The 17,355-nt window shown below is 61.5% G+C and carries 12 protein-coding genes and 1 pseudogene; 9 read left to right on the top strand and 4 right to left on the bottom strand.

Annotated features, from left to right (window positions below; genetic code table 11):
- Positions 1-371 precede the first annotated feature (371 nt).
- The 3 genes from ABD919_RS04145 to porX form a co-directional block, all read right to left on the bottom strand.
- Entirely contained in the window at positions 372-2,699 is a 2,328-nt protein-coding gene (locus ABD919_RS04145; protein WP_345234057.1) for a WG repeat-containing protein, read from the bottom strand.
- A 3-nt stretch (positions 2,700-2,702) separates the two neighbouring features.
- Positions 2,703-4,877, bottom strand: coding sequence for a WG repeat-containing protein (locus ABD919_RS04140; protein ID WP_345234055.1), 2,175 nt, complete (start codon positions 4,875-4,877; stop codon positions 2,703-2,705).
- Positions 4,878-5,040: 163 nt separating this feature from the next.
- Positions 5,041-6,606, bottom strand: a complete 1,566-nt coding sequence (porX, locus tag ABD919_RS04135) for a T9SS response regulator signal transducer PorX (protein WP_345234053.1) — start codon at positions 6,604-6,606, stop codon at positions 5,041-5,043.
- 180 nt (positions 6,607-6,786) lie between these two features.
- On the opposite strand from porX, the pseudogene ABD919_RS23930 reads away from it, so the two are divergent.
- The 7 genes and pseudogenes from ABD919_RS23930 (at position 6,787) to ABD919_RS04100 (ending at position 13,241) form a co-directional block, all read left to right on the top strand.
- Positions 6,787-7,169 (top strand): annotated as a pseudogene (locus ABD919_RS23930) (four helix bundle protein).
- A gap of 49 nt (positions 7,170-7,218) precedes the next feature.
- Positions 7,219-8,448: an HD domain-containing protein gene (locus ABD919_RS04125; RefSeq protein WP_345234049.1), complete on the top strand. Its 1,230-nt coding sequence runs from the start codon at positions 7,219-7,221 to the stop codon at positions 8,446-8,448.
- Between the two features lie 116 nt (positions 8,449-8,564).
- Entirely contained in the window at positions 8,565-9,605 is a 1,041-nt protein-coding gene (gene lpxD / locus ABD919_RS04120) for a UDP-3-O-(3-hydroxymyristoyl)glucosamine N-acyltransferase (protein WP_345234047.1), read from the top strand.
- Positions 9,606-9,712: 107 nt separating this feature from the next.
- Positions 9,713-11,107, top strand: coding sequence for a bifunctional UDP-3-O-[3-hydroxymyristoyl] N-acetylglucosamine deacetylase/3-hydroxyacyl-ACP dehydratase (locus tag ABD919_RS04115; RefSeq protein WP_345234045.1), 1,395 nt, complete (start codon positions 9,713-9,715; stop codon positions 11,105-11,107).
- 109 nt (positions 11,108-11,216) lie between these two features.
- On the top strand, positions 11,217-12,032 hold the full coding sequence (gene lpxA / locus ABD919_RS04110; RefSeq protein ID WP_345234043.1) for an acyl-ACP--UDP-N-acetylglucosamine O-acyltransferase: 816 nt from the start codon (positions 11,217-11,219) through the stop codon (positions 12,030-12,032).
- Positions 12,022-12,654 (top strand): ABC transporter ATP-binding protein, encoded by a 633-nt coding sequence (locus ABD919_RS04105; RefSeq protein WP_345234041.1) that lies wholly within the window; start codon positions 12,022-12,024, stop codon positions 12,652-12,654. The genes lpxA and ABD919_RS04105 overlap by 11 nt, the downstream gene beginning before the upstream one ends.
- 230 nt (positions 12,655-12,884) lie before the next feature.
- Entirely contained in the window at positions 12,885-13,241 is a 357-nt protein-coding gene (locus ABD919_RS04100) for a hypothetical protein (RefSeq protein WP_345234039.1), read from the top strand.
- Between the two features lie 283 nt (positions 13,242-13,524).
- On the opposite strand, the gene ABD919_RS04095 is transcribed toward ABD919_RS04100, so the two are convergent.
- Positions 13,525-14,328 (bottom strand): DUF4197 domain-containing protein, encoded by an 804-nt coding sequence (locus ABD919_RS04095; protein ID WP_345234038.1) that lies wholly within the window; start codon positions 14,326-14,328, stop codon positions 13,525-13,527.
- Positions 14,329-14,482: 154 nt separating this feature from the next.
- Here ABD919_RS04095 and ABD919_RS04090 point away from each other — a divergent pair, with 154 nt between their 5' ends.
- Positions 14,483-15,730, top strand: coding sequence for a competence/damage-inducible protein A (locus ABD919_RS04090; RefSeq protein ID WP_345234036.1), 1,248 nt, complete (start codon positions 14,483-14,485; stop codon positions 15,728-15,730).
- Positions 15,731-15,883: 153 nt separating this feature from the next.
- Positions 15,884-17,335: a T9SS type A sorting domain-containing protein gene (locus ABD919_RS04085; protein ID WP_345234035.1), complete on the top strand. Its 1,452-nt coding sequence runs from the start codon at positions 15,884-15,886 to the stop codon at positions 17,333-17,335.
- Positions 17,336-17,355 lie beyond the last annotated feature (20 nt).

Raw genomic sequence — 17,355 nt, 5'->3', positions numbered from 1 at the left:
TGGCTGGCTTGGCACTGGCTCGCCTTTACCGTCCTGTTGCTGCGCAAAATCGCCCCAACCCCGACTTCCTAAACAGCTTCGATAATTTCAGAGTGGGGTCCATGGTTTAATCATAAAATAAAAAAGGCAGACGCTAATGTAGCGCCTGCCGGTTTTCAGTTGAGCTCAATCGAATGGCTTACCTCTGTGTGGTGAGTGCCATATAGCGCTGCTCTCTGGTTGCTGTACAGGCGTGGGAGATGGGGCCGGGCTTGCCCTCGCCCGTCGTTGAACGACCATTGCTCTGACGGCGGACAGGGATAAGCCCCGCCCCTACAGCTATGGTAGAGCAACTGGAAAGCGGTGCTAAGAAATAGCAAAAAGTCCTACCCTCAATCCTCCCACAGCCTGCGGCCGCCTTTGGTGAGGTAGCCTTCGTTGCGCGGTGAATTGAGCAGCTCATAAGGCGACGGAGGCCTATTGAGATTGTCCCACAGCACTTTGTCTACGCCGTATTGGAATGGCAGGCGCTCTTCGTGCTGCTGCGACAGACCGGCGCCTACTATTAGTATCTCCCGGCTCCAGGTATACCCTCGGGGAGCAGCCCACTGTTGGCCGTTGGCCGCAATGAGCACGGAGAGCGTATCGGCCACGCGGCGGCCGACATGCCAGTTGTTGGAGAGCAGTCGCAGGGAACTGAAAGAGCCCGTGGTAAATGGCTGCAGGGTAGTTGCAGACAGCAGGCTATAGCCCCCACGCGGGGTAGCTGTTCGGTAGGCTCCGGAAGATGCCGGAGCCGTTTCCGTGGTCAGCCAGAATAGCGGCGGGTAGTGGTGCTCCAAAGCAATGGAGGCCAGGTGAGCAGTGGGTGGCATCCCCGAATACTGCAGGCCATCCTGGAAAGGCACCACTACGTGCCCGGCCGAATCTACCACACCCACGCAGGGAAACTCCTGTTTTCGGCGGGGCAGCTCCTTCCAGCCCGGTGCATAAGGCTCCTGCACGATGGCCCGTCCTTCGGGCGTGAAAAAACCTGTTCCAGGCAGCCAGGGCAGCCGCGGCCGGCCACTGGTATCGACCACGCTCCAGGTGCCCTCGGCCGGCCGAAAGAGGTGCCGCGGCTGGCCGCGGTAGTCGTACCAGTCGCCCCGGTACTCGCCCCGTGCCAGCTCGCGCCCTTTCGCATTAATCAAGTAGGCCTGCCCGCCGCGCATGGCGCAGGCCAGGCCATCGGAGAGGTAATACAACACGCTGTCGTAGCGGGTGGGGATGACTTCACGGCCGCTGCGGCGGGCTACCCAGCCGTACTTGCCGGCCCGGCGGCAGAGCATGTAGGCCGTATCGGCCGGATGCCGGTTGGCATAGGTTGCCGCGGCAAAAGCGGAAACCGCTACCGGCAGGCTGTGGATAAACACCTGTTTCCGGGGCAGGTAGGGGCGGAACCGCTGGGCCACGCTCACCAACAGCTCATAATCGGCAGCGGGGGTTACCCACTGTCCGCGGGTGTCAATCAGTCCCTGCCGGCCATCGGCGGCCTGCACCCAGGCCCGGTTGTTGAAAAAGGGCCCGGCCCGCCGGAAAGCCCGCCCCCCGCAGGCGGGAGCTGCCTGCGGGGTGATAAAGCGCACCGCAGTATCAGCGCCGCTGCTTTGCGTAATTCGAAAGAAGCCCGCCTCATCGGGGCCCTGCAGCCGGCTGGTAATGGGCAGCAGCATCCGGCCCATAGTATCCATAATGCCGCCCTGGCTGAGGCCAGCCGGACTGGGATGGCGGCCGCGCGTCACCTTGCGCCACAGTACGGCAGTGCCTTGCGTGAAATCGGTGGCCGCGGCCACATCCTGAGGCAGGCGCAGCTCCCGGCCCTGCCGGTCGAGGTACAGCAGGTCGGCGGTATGCGGCTCAGCTGCATTGTTCGCAGATGCTATGGGCCGGTACCGGTGCGGGCGGTAGTCGCGCACCAGGGCCCGGCCATTGTGAAAGCGGGCTATCGAGCCAAAATACCAGCCTGTAAGCCGGCGGCCGACGCTGTCAGTGAGCGCAGCGCGCGGGCCAGCAGGGCCACGCCGCTTTCCTCTGCGCTGGTCAACGCTATAGGTACGGTACGCCGCGTAGCGCCCGGCTCCTACCGGGTAGCGCTGCACCCGGCTGCCGTGCCGGTACCGGGCCGCATCAGCGGGCACCCGGCTTACCGTCCACTGTGCACGGCCGGCTTCGGAGCCGTAGCGCAGCATGGGCTGGCCGATGTGCTGTTCCTGGCGGCCGGCCCGTATGCTGCCATCGGGCAAAAGCAACGGCACCTCATTCTTTCCCTGATTAAGGAGCAGGATTTCGCCCCGCGCATTTATCAGGCAAATGCTCTGATAATATTCCTTGCGCGGCTGGGGTAAGTTGCCGGGCCCATAATGGCTGAAGAACAAGGGAATATCCGACAGGCTAAGAAAAATAAACTCCTGCATGAAAAATGGCGGCTCTTCCAGCAGCACCGGCTGCACTACCACCCGCCCGGTGGTGTCGGCGTAGCCCCAATTCCGGCCTTTGCGGTAGGGCACCAGCCCGCCCGGCGGCAGCGGCACCCGCTGCAGCACTTGCACCACCCTGAACGGATGCCCCACCGGCGGCGGGCTACCCTGCCCCACTGCGGGTAGTAGCCCGCCTGCCAGCAAGCCAAGCAACACGAGCAACACGAAAACTTTCACGCCGTCAGCCATACGAGTAAGCATGAGTTAGTCCTCCCACAGCCGGCGCCCACCCCGCGTTACCAGGCCACCCTTGCCCTGCACCACGGGCCGGTGATAGCCGCTTTCCGCCACCGAAGCGGTGCCGTTGGCAAAGGGCACGACCCGGTCTTTCTGGTGCAGGGTTTCGTCCCACTCGTAGTTCTGAGGGGCAAATATTTCTACTCCTTCGGGTGAAATCAGCACCGAGCGGCTGTCGCGCCGGGTCAGGTGCCAGCCCCCGGCCAGCAGCTTTAAATTGTGGTAGGCATGGCCGGTGGCGTCGCGCACCCGCCCGTTGCGTGCCAGCCACAGGTGCTTGCCATCGGGCTGGTCGACCACGAAGGCGTGGCTGAAGGTGGCCGGCCGCTCGCGGGAGGAGCCCCAGTAGTACACGGTGTTCAGCCAGGAAGGCCGGCCGGAGTACTCAATCGCCCCGCCGTAGGATACCAGCACCCGGCCCGTTGTATCGGCAATGGCCTGCGCCGTGGCGTAGCTGCCACCCTTGCCCTCCTGCGACAGCAACACCAGCTTTTCGGGCGTGAGAAAGCACATGCCCCGCTCGCTGGGCAGCAAGGCAGTGGCCGGGCGGCCGCTGCTATCCACTACCAGCCAGCGGTGCGGCGACAGGTATACCTGAAACATCGGCCCCCTGCCGGGCAGGTTGTACCACTCGCCATTGTACATGCCGGCGGCCAGCTCCCGCCCACCCCGCGCCGTTAGTAAAAAAGACTGGTTATTGCGCACCCCACAGCCGTAATCCCCTACCCAGCTTGTTAGTCTGTCATAGCGGCAAGGCAACACCTCGCGCCCGGTAGCACGGCTTACCAGACCATATAGGCCGGCCCGGCGCACTATCAGGTAGCTGCTGTCCGGGTGCTGATAATCGGCAGCTGTGCTGCCGCTCAGCTTTTTCGCCATTGGCCAGCTGGGCGAGAAGCTCAGAAGGTCGTTTCCTTCCCGGCCGCTGCTGCCATCTCTCAGAGTCAGCTCCCGCCCTAAGTGCCGGCTTTCGTTGTAGATATCCTGCAGCAGGTCGTAACGGCCCGGGGCCACCACCCAGCGGCCGTGGGCATCCAGCAGGCCAGGGCCGGCATCGGTCAGGGCCCAGGCGCGGCCCTGCCAGAACCCCTCGGCCTCCCGCAATTTAAGCGCAGACTCAAAGGCCGGCTGCCCCTGCATAGTCAGAAACTCCACCGTTTTATCGGTGTGAAGGCGACGCACCAGCCCGTGCGCATCAGGGGCCGAAAGCTTATCGGCCTGCAGGGGCAGCACCCACTCGCCTTGCTGGTTCACTATGCCATACCGGCTTTGGCCACCATGGGCGCCGTCACTCGCCTGCTGCACCACGGCCCCACCCGTTACGCCCACCGATACCTGGGTGTAGCGCGTGGGCAAGACCTCGCGCCCCTGCCGGTCGAGCAGGCCGTAGCCCTGCTTGCGTCGGTCAGCGCCAAGCACTACCGCCAGCCCGTTCTGGAAGTCACCAATGCTTCGGTACCGATACCCGGTCAGCAGCCGGCCTTTCTCATCCATCAGGGCCATTTTCGTGAGCTCTCGACGCCACCCTTTGTGGTCGCGGAACGAGCCGCAGCGGCCGTAAATGCGGATGTTGCCATACACGCGCTGATAGTCGGCATAAGCCCAGCGGTCGGGCGCGGCGGGGTATTCCAGCTCCGTTGCGCCCCGTGTCAGGCGGCGCTCGAAGGCGGCGGTACCCATGCGCCGGGTGGTCAGCTGGTTTTTAGGTGTGTCCCATTCCAGCTGCTCTACCACGCCCACGGCCGGCGACACGTCCAGCAGCTCCAGCTGCCCGGCGTTGGCATCGGCATAGCGCGGGCGCAGCAGCAGGCTGCCATCGGGCTGAATGAGCGCGGCTTCATTGGCCTTTACCCGCATAAACTCCCCGCGGGCATTGACAAACAGGCGCACTTGCGGCTGGGAAACGTCCTCGAAGTCAGGGCACTTGTCGTCGTACTTAAAGTCGCGGAGCAACTCTCTTTCCGACCCGGAGTCAAAGTAGGCGTCGACGCGCACGAAGCCGGCTGCCGAAAAGGGCGGCGCGGCCAGAAGCACCGGCTCCACCACTACTCTTCCGGTCGTGTCGGCGTAGCCCCAGCGTTGGCCCCGGCGGTAGGGCACCAGTCCACCGGCCGGCGCCACCACCCGCGGCAGCTGCTGCACATAGCGTACTGCGGTGGCACTACGGTGCGGTGCTGGCTGCTGCCCCAAAAGGCTGCTTAGTAAAATGATACATGTACCTAAACCCAATGGTGGAAGCTTATAGAATAAAAAAGCGGCAGAGCACCCGCCCCGCCGCTAATTTACTCGATAAAAGCCGACGCCCCTACCCCTTCGCCGTCAGTGTCACGTACGGAATTATGCACTCTTCCAGCGAGATGCCGCCGTGCTGGAACGTGTCTTTGTAGTAGTTCACGTAGTAGTTGTAGTTGTTGGGGTAGGCGAAGAAGTAGTCGCCCACGGTGAATACATAAGCTGTGCTCACGTTCTCCCGGGGCAGGAAGATGCGCTCCGGCTTGCGCACAACGTACACGTCGCGGGAGTCGTCGAAGCCCAGGTTTTTGCCGTGCTTGTAGCGCAGGTTGGTGTTGGTGTTGCGGTCGCCCACAATCTTGTAGGGGCGCTTCACCCGGATGGTGCCGTGGTCGGTGGTGATGATGAGCTTGCCCTTTTTCTCGGCAATGGTTTGCAGCATCTCATACAGCGGCGAGTGCAGGAACCAGGAGCGGGTGATGCTGCGGTAAGCCGACTCGTCGGCGGCCAGCTCCCGAATCATGGCCATGTCGGTGCGGGCGTGCGAGAGCATGTCCACGAAGTTGTACACGATGACGTTGCACTTGTAGTTGTTGTGCAGGTTGCTCATCTTGCCAAGCAAGTCCTTGCCTGCCTGCAGGTTGGTCACTTTGTTGTAGCTGTGCTTTACCTTCTGGTTGTTCTTCTGGAAGTTGATTTCCATGAACTCGGCCTCGTGTAGGTTTTTGCCCTCGTCGTCGTCGTCGTTTACCCACAGGTTGGGGTACTTCTTCTGAATGTCGCCAGGCATCATGCCCGAGAAAATGGCATTGCGGGCGTAGGCCGTGGTTGTGGGTAGGATGGCGTAGTACATCTCCTCACTGTCGACGGTAAACATCTCGGTGATGATGGGCTCCAGCACCTTCCACTGGTCGTAGCGCAGGTTGTCAATCAGCACGAAGTACACGGGCGTGTCGCCGGTGGCCTTAAGCGTAGGGAACACCCGCTCCTTGAACAGCTGGTGCGACATGAGCGGGGCGTCCTTGTCGTCGCCGTTTACCCAGTCCTCGTAGTTTTCGGTGATGAAGCGGCCGAAGTAGGTATTGGCCTCGTCCTTCTGCATATTGAAGACCTCGGCCATGCTCTTGCCCTCGGTCTCGTTGATTTCCAGCTCCCAGTACACCAGCTTCTTGTACACCTCGGCCCACTCGGCGGGGGTGAGGCGGTCAGACAGCTGCATGCCCAGCTGCCGGAAGTCGCGCTGGTAGCCCGAGTTGGTTTTCTCGCTTACCAGGCGCTTGTTGTCGAGCACCTTTTTGATGGAGAGCAGAATCTGGCTGGGGTTGACGGGCTTGATGAGGTAGTCGGCAATCTTGGCGCCGATGGCCTCTTCCATGATGTGCTCTTCCTCGCTCTTGGTAATCATCACCACCGGCACCGTGGGCCGGATTCCTTTTATTTCGGTGAGGGTTTCGAGCCCCGTGAGGCCCGGCATGTTCTCGTCGAGAAACACCAGGTCGAAGGTTTTTTCCTGGATTTCCTCGATGGCATCGGCCCCGCTGTTGACGGGCGTCACGTCGTAGCCTTTCTCCTTGAGAAACAGAATGTGCGGCTTGAGCAGGTCGATTTCGTCGTCGGCCCAGAGAATGGAAGTTTGCATATGGTAGGGACTTGGGGTCTTGGGGACTTAGGGTCTTGGGTTATGTTGAGGAAAGCCAGGTGGCGCCATCATAAAAGCAGCTGGCTCGACGGTGCGCCGTAGCTTCGCGCTGAGTCATTGACGGGCATTGGCTGCAAATGTTGCCATTTGCTTTTTATTGGTAGCGGTTTAAGCCCGGCTATGTTCGATTTTCGCAAGCTAAAAATCTGGCAGGAAGGCTATGCCCTGACCTTACAAGTGTATCAGCTGACGCGGGGTTTTCCGCGCGAGGAATTATTTGGCCTCACCAGCCAGATGCACCGGCTGCCAACTCCATCCCGCATAACATTGCCGAAGGCTGCGGCCGCCGCTCTAAACCCGAATTGCTCCGCTTTATTGTCATTGCCATGGGCTCGGCCAGTGAATTAGAATCGGAAGTACTGGTAGCCCAAGGCCTGAATTTCCTCGAACCAGCCCAGGCTGAAACCCTCCTCGAAAACATAAGCCGCCTCCGCCGTATGCTAACCGCGTACTACCAGAAGGTAAAAGCCACACCGGAATCAGCAGAAAAACCAAGCCCCTAAGTCCCCAATAAAAAAACCAAGACCCCAAGTCCCCAAGTCCCCAAGTCCCTTGAATAAAAAGAAGATTTTCAACGACCCAGTGTATGGGTTCGTGACCATTCCCACCGAGCTGCTGTTCGACTTGATTGAGCACCGCTACTTTCAGCGGCTGCGGCGCATTCAGCAGCTGGGGCTCACGGGGTTTGTGTACCCGGGGGCGCTGCACACGCGCTTTCACCACGCCCTGGGGGCCATGCACCTGATGCAGCTGGCCCTGCGCACGCTCAAGGACAAGGGCGTGAAAATCTCGGCCGCCGAGGGCGAAGCCGCCCTGGCCGCCATCCTGCTGCACGACGTGGGCCACGGGCCCCTCTCCCACGCCCTGGAAACGGCCATTTTCCAGGATGTGCCCCACGAGCAGCTCTCGCTCTACCTCATGCAGCGCCTCAACGAGGAGTTTGGCGGCAAGCTCAGCCTGGCCATTGAGATTTTCCAGGGGACCTACTCCCGGACCTTTTTCCACCAGCTGGTGAGCAGCCAGCTCGACATGGACCGGCTCGACTACCTCAACCGCGACTCCTTCTATACCGGCGTAGAAGAAGGCCGCCCCGGCGCCGACCGCCTCATCAAAATGCTGCGCGTGGCCAACGAGCGGCTGGTGCTGGAAGAAAAAGCCGTGTACTCGGTCGAGAACTTCCTGGTAAGCCGCCGCCTGATGTACTGGCAGGTGTACCTGCACAAAACCGTGACCAGCGCCGAGCAGATGGTTATCCGGGTAGTGCAGCGGGCCCGCGACCTGGCCCGGCGCGGCGTCGACATCCCCGCCACCAGCTGCCTGAGCTATTTCCTGGGCCGGTCCGTGAGCCTGCTCGATTTCGAGAACGACGACAAAATCCTCAGTCGCTTCGTGGAGCTCGACGACCACGACATCTGGTCGGCCATCAAAAGCTGGGCCGGCCACCCCGATAAGGTGCTGAGCTACCTGGCCAAAAGCATTCTGCACCGCAACCTGCTGAAAATCGTGCTTTCCGCCGAGCCCTTCGACGAGGAGTTCCGCCTCGGCATTCAGGAGCTTATCGAGGCCCAGTTTAACCTGCCGCCCGACGAAGCCGCCCTGCTCATGATTACCGGCAGCCTCAGCAACAGCGCCTACAATGCCCAGAGCCAGGAGCCCATTGAGATTCTGACCAAAAAGGGTGAGGTGGTAAACGTGATGGAAGCCTCCGACCTGCCCAACATCCGCGCCCTGAGCCAGCGCGTGGAGAAGTACTACATCTGCTACCCTAAGGAAATTATCTAGCAGTCTAGTTGTCAGTTGTTCGTTATCAGTTGTCAGATGCTCAGCAAGTGCTTTATGAGAACTACTGGCAACTGATAACGAACAACTGACAACTGCCTCCCCTACTTTTGCCCTCTATGGAATTCACAGTTCAGCAAATTGCGGAGGTACTGGGCGGCACGGTGGAAGGCGACCCCACGCTGCGCATCGCCAGCCTGGCCAAGATTGAGGAAGCCCAGCCCGGCTCGCTTTCCTTTCTGGCCAACGCCAAGTACGAGCCTTTTCTATATGAAACCCAGGCTTCGGCCGTAATAGTAGGTCGGGGGCAGGAGCTGCGCCAGGCCATCAGCCCCACCCTGATTCGGGTCGACGACCCCTACTCGGGCTTCAGCCGCCTGCTCGAGTTTTATGCCCAGGCCACCCGCACCGGCAAGCGCGGCGTGGAGCAGCCCTGCTATATGGGCGAAACCTCGGAAATCGGACCCGGGCATTACCGGGGCGCTTTTTCCTACATCGGCGACAACTGCCGCATCGGGGCCAACGTCCTCATCTTCCCTCACGCCTACATCGGCGACCGGGTCACGATTGGCGAGGGCAGCATCATTCACGCCGGCGCCAAAATCTACCCCGAAACGGTAATTGGCCGCTTCTGCGTGGTGAAAGCCGGCGCCGTGGTGGGAACCGACGGATTTGGCTTCGCCCCCCAGCCCGACGGCTCCTACAAGGCCATTCCCCAGATTGGCAACGTGGTGCTCGAAGACAACGTGAGCATCGGCGCCAACGCCACCGTTGACTGCGCCACGCTGGGCTCTACCATTATTCGCCAGGGCAGCAAGATTGACAACCTGGTGCAGCTGGCCCACAACGTAGAAGTGGGCCAAAACACCGTCATCGCCGCCCAGAGCGGGGTGTCGGGCTCCACCAAAATCGGCAGCAACTGCGTGCTGGCCGGCCAGACCGGCCTGGCCGGCCACCTCACCCTGGCCAACAAAACCACCGTCACGGCGCAGTCGGGCGTGGGCAAGTCGGTAAAGGAAGAAGGCGTGCTCCTGCAGGGCTCCCCGGCTTTCAACCTGCGCGACAGCCTGCGGGCCAATGCCGTATTCCGCCACCTGCCCGTGCTACAGCAGCGGTTGGAACGGCTGGAAAAGGCACTAAACGCAACGGAAAAGCCCTAGCTTTGCGGCGGTTTTTTAGTTTCTGGTTCCTGGTTTCTGGTTTCTGGTTGTCGTTCAACTAGCCAAGAGACCAGCAACAAGAAACCAGAAACAAGAGACTTAACTACATGAACGACAAGCAACACACCATCAAAGCTCCCGTGACCGTGCGCGGCATTGGGCTGCACACGGGCGTCGAGGCCACCATGACGTTTTGCCCGGCTCCGGTAGGCCACGGCTATAAGTTCCAGCGCGTCGACCTGCCCGGCCAGCCTACGGTAGATGCCGACGTAGACAACGTAGTGGACCTGAGCCGTGGCACCACCATCGAGCAGAACGGCGCCCGCGTCAACACCGTTGAGCACACGCTGGCAGCCCTGGTGGGCTTGCAGCTCGACAACGTCCTGATTCAGCTGTCGGGCCCCGAGCCGCCCATCATGGACGGGTCGTCGGCCGAGTTTATCAAAGCCCTGGAAACGGTAGGCTTCGAAGAGCAGAACGCCCTGCGCAACTACTACGAGATTCCGGACGCCATCCGCTTTGTCGACAACTCCCGCGGAGTGGAAATTGCGGCCCTGCCCTTGTCCGACTACCGCCTCACGGTGATGGTGGACTACAACTCCCCGGTACTGGGCTCCCAGCACGCCACCCTAACCGACATTGCCCAGTTCAAGGACGAGATTTCCAGCTCCCGCACGTTCTGCTTTCTGCACGAACTGGAAATGCTCTACAAAAACAACCTCATCCGCGGCGGCGACCTGAGCAACGCCATTGTGGTGGTTGACCGCGTGGTGAGCGACGACGAGCTGAACGAGCTGGCCAAAATGCTGGGCAAGCCCCGCGTGGCGGTAAAAAAGGAAGGCATCCTCAACAACGTGGACCTGCGCCATAAAAACGAGCCCGCCCGCCACAAGCTGCTCGACCTCGTAGGCGACCTGGCCCTGGTGGGGCGCCCGCTCAAGGGGCAGATTCTGGCCGCCCGCCCCGGCCACGCGGCCAACGTAGCCTTTGCCAAGAAAATCAAGAAGAAGATGCTGGAGGAGCGTACCAACTCGGTGCCTACCTACGACCCCAGCCGCGAGCCGGTGATGGACGTGAACCGCATCATGGCTACGCTGCCGCATCGCTACCCTTTCCTGCTTATCGACAAGGTGATTCACCTCGACGACCAGGTGGTGACGTCGGTGAAGAACGTGACCATGAACGAGCCCTTCTTCCAGGGCCACTTCCCCGGCAACCCCGTGATGCCGGGCGTACTGCAGATTGAGGCCATGGCCCAAACCGGCGGCATCCTGGTGCTGAACACCGTGCCCGACCCGGAAAACTACTGGACCTACTTCCTGGGCATCGAAAACGCCCGCTTCCGCAAGAAGGTAATTCCCGGCGACACCATCGTGTTTCACTGCCAGCTGCTGGCCCCCATCAAGCGCGGCATTGCCAAAATGAAAGGCCAGGCCTACGTCAACGGCAAAGTGGTGTGCGACGCCGAAATGAGTGCCGCCATTGTCCGAAAAGACGCCTAATTTTTAAGTTATGAATTATGAAATATGAATTATGAGTTGGCAAGTTTCTTCAGGTTGGCCTTTCGAATAATTCATAACTCATAACTCAAAACTCATAACTCCCCTTAGAATGCTTTCCCCCCTCGCCTATATTCATCCCGATGCCCGCCTTGCGCCGGGTGTGACCGTTGAACCATTTACGACCATTGCCGCGGATGTGGAGATTGGGGAAGGCAGCTGGATTGGTCCCAACGTTACCATCATGAACGGGGCCCGCATCGGGCAGCACTGCCAGGTGTTTCCGGGCGCCGTGGTGGCGGGCATTCCGCAAGACCTCAAGTTTGCCGGCGAGCAAACCACGGCCCACATTGGCGACTACACCGTGCTGCGTGAATGCGTGACGGTAAACCGCGGCACCGTAGACCGGGGCGAAACCCGCGTGGGCAGCCACTGCCTGCTGCAGGCCTACGTGCACGTGGCCCACGACTGCCACATCGGCGACCACTGTGTGATTTCCAACTCGGTACAGATTGCCGGCCACGTGCAGGTGGGCGACTGGGCCATTCTGGGCGGCACCTCCGCCATTCACCAGTTCGTGAGCATCGGTGCCCATGCCTTTGTGGGCGGCGGCTCGCTGGTGCGCAAAGACGTGCCGCCGTTCGTGAAAGCCGCCCGGGAGCCCCTCACCTATGCCGGCGTCAACTCCGTGGGCCTGCGCCGCCGCGGCTTCACCGACGAGCAGGTGGCCACCATTCAGCACTTGTACCGCGTGCTGTTCCTGGGTGGCTTCAACACCCAGGAAGCCCTGAACCGCATCGAGGCGGAAGTGGCGCCCACTGCCGAGCGCGATTTTGCCGTGCAGTTTGTGCGCGCCGCCACGCGCGGCATCATCAAAGGCCCCAGCAAGCGCAAGGCGCGCGACGAGGAAGAAGAAAGTGCAGATTGAAGCCGCCGGGCTGGGCAAGCGCTTTCAGCGCGACTGGATTTTCCGCGGGCTTAGCCGCACCTTTCGGCCGGGCAGCGCTACGGCCGTGCTGGGCGCCAACGGAGCCGGCAAAAGCACCCTCCTCAATACCATTTCGGGCCAGCTGCTGCCCACCGAAGGCAGCTTGAGCTACTCGCTAGGCGGCAGAGCCGTGCCTGTGGAGGAAGTACCGCGCCACCTGGCCTATGCCGCCCCCTACCTGGAGCTGCTGGAAGAGCTGACCTTGCTGGAGCTGCTGCGGTTTCATACCCGCTTCAAACCCTTGCAGCCCGGCTGCAGCCTGGAGCGGTTGGTTGACATCATGTACCTGCAGCAGGCCCGCCACCGGCTCGTTCGGGAGTTTTCGTCGGGCATGAAACAGCGCCTCAAGCTGGGCCTGGCTTTGTATGCGGATGCGCCCCTGCTCCTGCTCGACGAGCCCACCACCAACCTCGATGCCACCGGCAGTGCCTGGTTTGAAGAGCACGTGCGCCTCACCCGCGCCGGCCGCACCGTGCTGCTTAGCTCCAATGTGCCCGCCGAGTATGCTTTCTGTGAAGATCAGCTGCGCGTGGCCGACTACCAGCCGGACCGGGCCAGGTAAGCCGCCCCCCGGATTCAGGCCGGCCGCGCTGTGAAAACACATGCAAAAAACGCTGTGCCTGAGATGAAAAGCCAGGCTGTTTTCGCTTCCCAAAGCTGTACCATGATGCAGCTAGCCCGGCTTTAGGTTGAAAATTTCCTGCTTTTTTCACCAACCAAAATATCGGCTCCGCGTATCTTCGCCGCCGACTTCTTTCGAATTTTCACCAACTATTTTTACCCGCCCTGGCCATGAAAGATTACGACGACCTGGACGACGACCTGCTCGACGACGACGACGACCTCGACACCTTTGCGCGCAAAGGCGGCGCCAAGAATGTCGGCAGCGATGAGGAACGCCTCTCCGCTAAATATGCCGACTACCTCATGTGGCGCGACACCGGCTCCAGCCACGACGAGGCGCTCGACCTGGCCAGCATGACCGAAGAAGAATTTACTGCGGCCGAAGCCGCCGAGTCCGACTCCGACAGCAGCGGCTTTGCCTCGCTCGACGACGACGACCTGGACGACGACCTCGACGATGAGGACAGCTATGGCAGCAGCTCCCGCGGCAGCCGCCGCAGCAGCTTCGACGACGACGATTACTAATGTGCTGATTTTTTGATGTGCTGATGTGCTGGTGAGGTGTCATTGCGAGGGCACAGCCCGTGGCAAACGAAGTTCGGCGTAGCCAATCCGTCCTGTTCTCAGCGATTAGCCTTCTAATGTGAAAAGCCCCAACGCCAGAGCGGCATTGGGGCTTTTTTATGTATCACATCTCAGTGGCGACTGAGAGTTAGAGGACGGATGAGCTACGCCGAACTGCGTTTGCTTCGTTGCGCTCACAATGACACAACATCAGCACATCAGCACATCAAAAAATCAGCACATCCTACTTGCCGAACACGCGCTTGAGCAGGTCGGAGGTGCGGGCAGCGGGGTTCTTCCGAATCTTGGCTTCTTCCTTGGCCAGCAGAATAAACAGGCCATCCACCGCTTTATGGGTAGTGTATTCGGGCAGGTCGGTTTTAACCGGCGTCATGAGCGGAATCCGGTTGTACTGCGAAGCCATTTTGTTGTAGGCCGTGCTGGCCCCAACCTGGTCGATGGCCTGGCTGATATCGGGCTTGAACGCGGCGATGAGCTGGGCTTCGGTATTGCGGCGCAGGAACTGCGTAGCGGCATCGTTGGCCCCGCTGGTTACCAGGCTCAGGGCGTCGGTGAAGCTGATGTTGGCCAGGGCATTCAGGAAAATATCCTTGGCTTTGGGGGCGGCGGCCTCGGCAGCGCGGTTGAGCTGGGTTTCGAAAGTTTCGACCAGCGTGTTCATGCCCGGGATGCGCTGCAGCGTGGTTTTCATCAGGATGGCATCTTCCGGAAACGGGATACGGATGTCGTCGTTCAGGTTAAAGCCATCGGGCTCCGAGGCAAACTGCACGGCACGCTCTACGCCCTTGCTGAGGGCCTCTTTTACGCCGGCGCTGGCTTCGGCGCTGGTGAGGGGCGCTTTGGGCGGGGGCGTTACGACCACTGGAGGCGCGGGCGTTGGGGTAGCAGGCTTAACCGGCGCCTTGGTCGTGGTTTTTTTGGTCGTGGTGGTTTTTTTGGTAGTGGTTTTGGTCTGTGCCTGGGCGCTAGGCGCCGTAACGACCAGCAGGCCAGCTACCAGCAGTGCACTGGCAATGCGTGTGAACATGGAATAAACAAGCGCGGCGGGAAAACCAGAAGGCCCCTGTGGCTGTCCTTGGGCCGCCGCGTGTGCAAATTGAAGACAATTTTGCTGCCAAACCGAATTTCACCGAATAATCATGCTCCCTACTCCTGCCGCTGTGCCGGCTTCTGCCTTTTCGATGGCTCCACCCGATGTTGAAATCATGACCATAGGCGACGAGCTGCTGTATGGGCAGGTGGTGGATACCAACTCGGCCTTTATGGGGCAGGAGCTGGCTAAAATCGGGCTGCGCGTTCGCCAGATTAGCTCGGTGAGCGACCGGGCCGACGAAATCACCACGGCCCTGGACCTGGCGCGCTCCCGCGCCCAGGTGGTGCTGATGACCGGCGGCCTGGGCCCCACCAAGGACGACCTCACCAAGCACGTGCTGGCCCGCTATTTTGGCTGTGAGCTGGTGCTGCACGAGCCTACGCTGGAACACGTCATCAATCTTTTTAAGCGCTTCAACCGGCCCATGCCCGAGAGCAACAAGCTGCAGGCCCTGGTGCCGGCCAGCTGCCAGGTGCTGCTCAACAAAGGCGGCACCGCCCCCGGCATGTGGTTCGAGCACGAAGGCACGGTGTTCGTGAGCATGCCCGGCGTGCCCTTCGAGATGAAGCAGCTCATGATTGACGAGGTGCTGCCCCGCCTGCAAACCCGCTTCCAGCTGCGTCCCATCGAGCACGTGGTGGTGATGACGGCCGGCCTGGGTGAAAGCGCCCTGGCTGAAAAAATTGCCGATTGGGAAGATGCCCTGCCAGCCAACGTGAAGCTGGCCTACCTGCCCAGCTTTGGCTCGGTGCGCCTGCGCCTGACCGGCACCGACGACGGCCAGCCCGACCTGCCAGGCCGAATGCGGGCCCTGCTGCCGGCCCTGCGCGAGCGGATTGGCGCCTACATCTTCGCCGAGGAAGAAACAACCCTGGAAGCCGCCGTCGGCGAGCTGCTGAAGGCGCGGGGTCTCACCGTAGGCACGGCCGAAAGCTGCACCGGCGGCCTGGTGGCCAACCGCCTTACCAGCGTGCCGGGCAGCTCGCAGTACTTCATGGGCAGCATCGTAGCGTACGACAACCGCATCAAAACCGAGCTGCTGGGCGTGCAGCCCGCCACGCTGGCCGCCCACGGCGCCGTGAGCGAGGAAACCGCCCGCGAGATGGCCGAAGGGGCCCGCCAACGGCTGGGCGTCGATGTGGCCGTGGCTACCTCCGGCATAGCCGGGCCCGGCGGGGCTACGCCTACCAAGCCCGTGGGTACCATGTGCCTGGCTTATGCCGACGGGCAGCGCACGGTAAGCCGGCAGTTTACCCTGGACCGGGGCCGGGCGCTGAACATCGAGTACACCACCCAGGCCGTGCTGATTATGCTGCGTCAGCTGCTGGCGGGGTGATGACCACCGGAAGCGGTTTCGGAAAGGCGCTACGGCGGGGCAGGACGTTGAAACAGCTCAAAAGCATAGCCGGCGATGCGCGGAAGGACGTCATGATTCTTTACCTTTGCCCTCTTGTTTTCTGTGCAATTTATTCTTCACCTGCTATTCATCATGCAAAAACTCGTACGTTCTCTTATCCTGGCTGCCACCTGCACGCTGCTGGGCAGCGCCGCCCTCCATGCCCAGCCGGGCGTTATCGACCCCACATTTAACGCGGCTAACAACGGCACCAGCTTCAACGGCTCGGTGCGGGCCATTGTGCACCAGCCCGACGGCAAGCTCATCGTGTGCGGCTCGTTCACGGCTATTGGCGGCGTGAGCCGCAACCGCATTGCCCGCCTCCACGCCGACGGCTCGCTCGACACCAGTTTCAACCCCGGCACCGGGTTTACCAACAACTTCACCGACCCCACCGAGCTGCTACTCCAGCCCGACGGCAAGGTGGTGGTCGGGGGCGGCTTTGATGTCTTCAACGGCGTGCCTACCAACCGCATCGTGCGCCTGAACCCCGACGGCAGCCGCGACGCTTCCTTTACCATCGGCACGGGCTTTAGCTTTCCGGTGACGACGCTAGCCCTACAGGCCGACGGCAAGATTATGGTGGGCGGCGAGTTCAGCTCCTACAACGGCGTGCGGCGCATTTCAATGGCCCGCCTCAACGCCAACGGCACCTTGGACGCGGCCTTTGGCACCACCAACGAAATGAACGGCAGCCCGGCCGTGCTGGTGCCCCTGGCCAGCGGCAAGTACCTCGTGGCCGGCATCTTCACCTGCATCGGCAGCTGCTCCGTTCCGGCCAACCAGCGCAACTACTTGGCCCGCCTCAACGCCGACGGCTCCCTCGACCAAACCTTTGTGCCCACCGGCACCGGCTTCAACGCCCAGATTAAGGACCTGGCCGTGCAGCCCGATGGAAAAGTAGTAGTGACGGGCCTCTTTTCTACCTTCAACGGCGCCCAGCGGGTGGGCTTTGCTCGCGTGAACACCGACGGCTCGCTCGACGCCAGCTTCAATGCCGGGGCGGGCACGTCCTTCGGCGCCGACATCATCCGGGTGCTGCGCAACGGCCAGTTCCTGACCGCCGGCGGCTTCACCACCATCAACGGCGTGCGGCGCTACCGCATTGCCCTGCTCAATGCCGACGGTACGGTGGACACCAGCTTTGGCCAAACCGATGGACTGGACAACTCCATCCTGGCTCTGGACGTGCAGCGTGACGGCAAAGTGGTAGTGGGGGGCACCTTCGGCAACTACTACCCTCCCACCGGTCTCAGCACCCGCCGCGGCTACCTGGCCCGTCTGCAGGGCAATGCCGCCCTGCCTACCCGCGCCGCCGCGCCGCCTGTGGCCTGGCAGGTGTACCAGGATGCCCAGCCCGGTTTGTTCAACCTGGTCAGCGAGAAGCCCCTCACTGCCCTGCGCGTGACCGATGCCCTGGGCCGCACCGTGGCCAGCCCCGCCCCCGGCGCCACCCTCGACCTGCGCCGGCTGCCCGCCGGCGTGTACTTCGTGCAAGCCCACTGGGGTGAGCAGCGCCACACCTGCCGCGTGGTGAAGGAATAAATAGCGAGAATAACTTAAAA

Source organism: Hymenobacter saemangeumensis, assembly GCF_039541835.1.
GTDB classification, from domain to species: domain Bacteria; phylum Bacteroidota; class Bacteroidia; order Cytophagales; family Hymenobacteraceae; genus Hymenobacter; species Hymenobacter saemangeumensis.
This window is presented reverse-complemented; position numbering and strand designations above follow the sequence as displayed.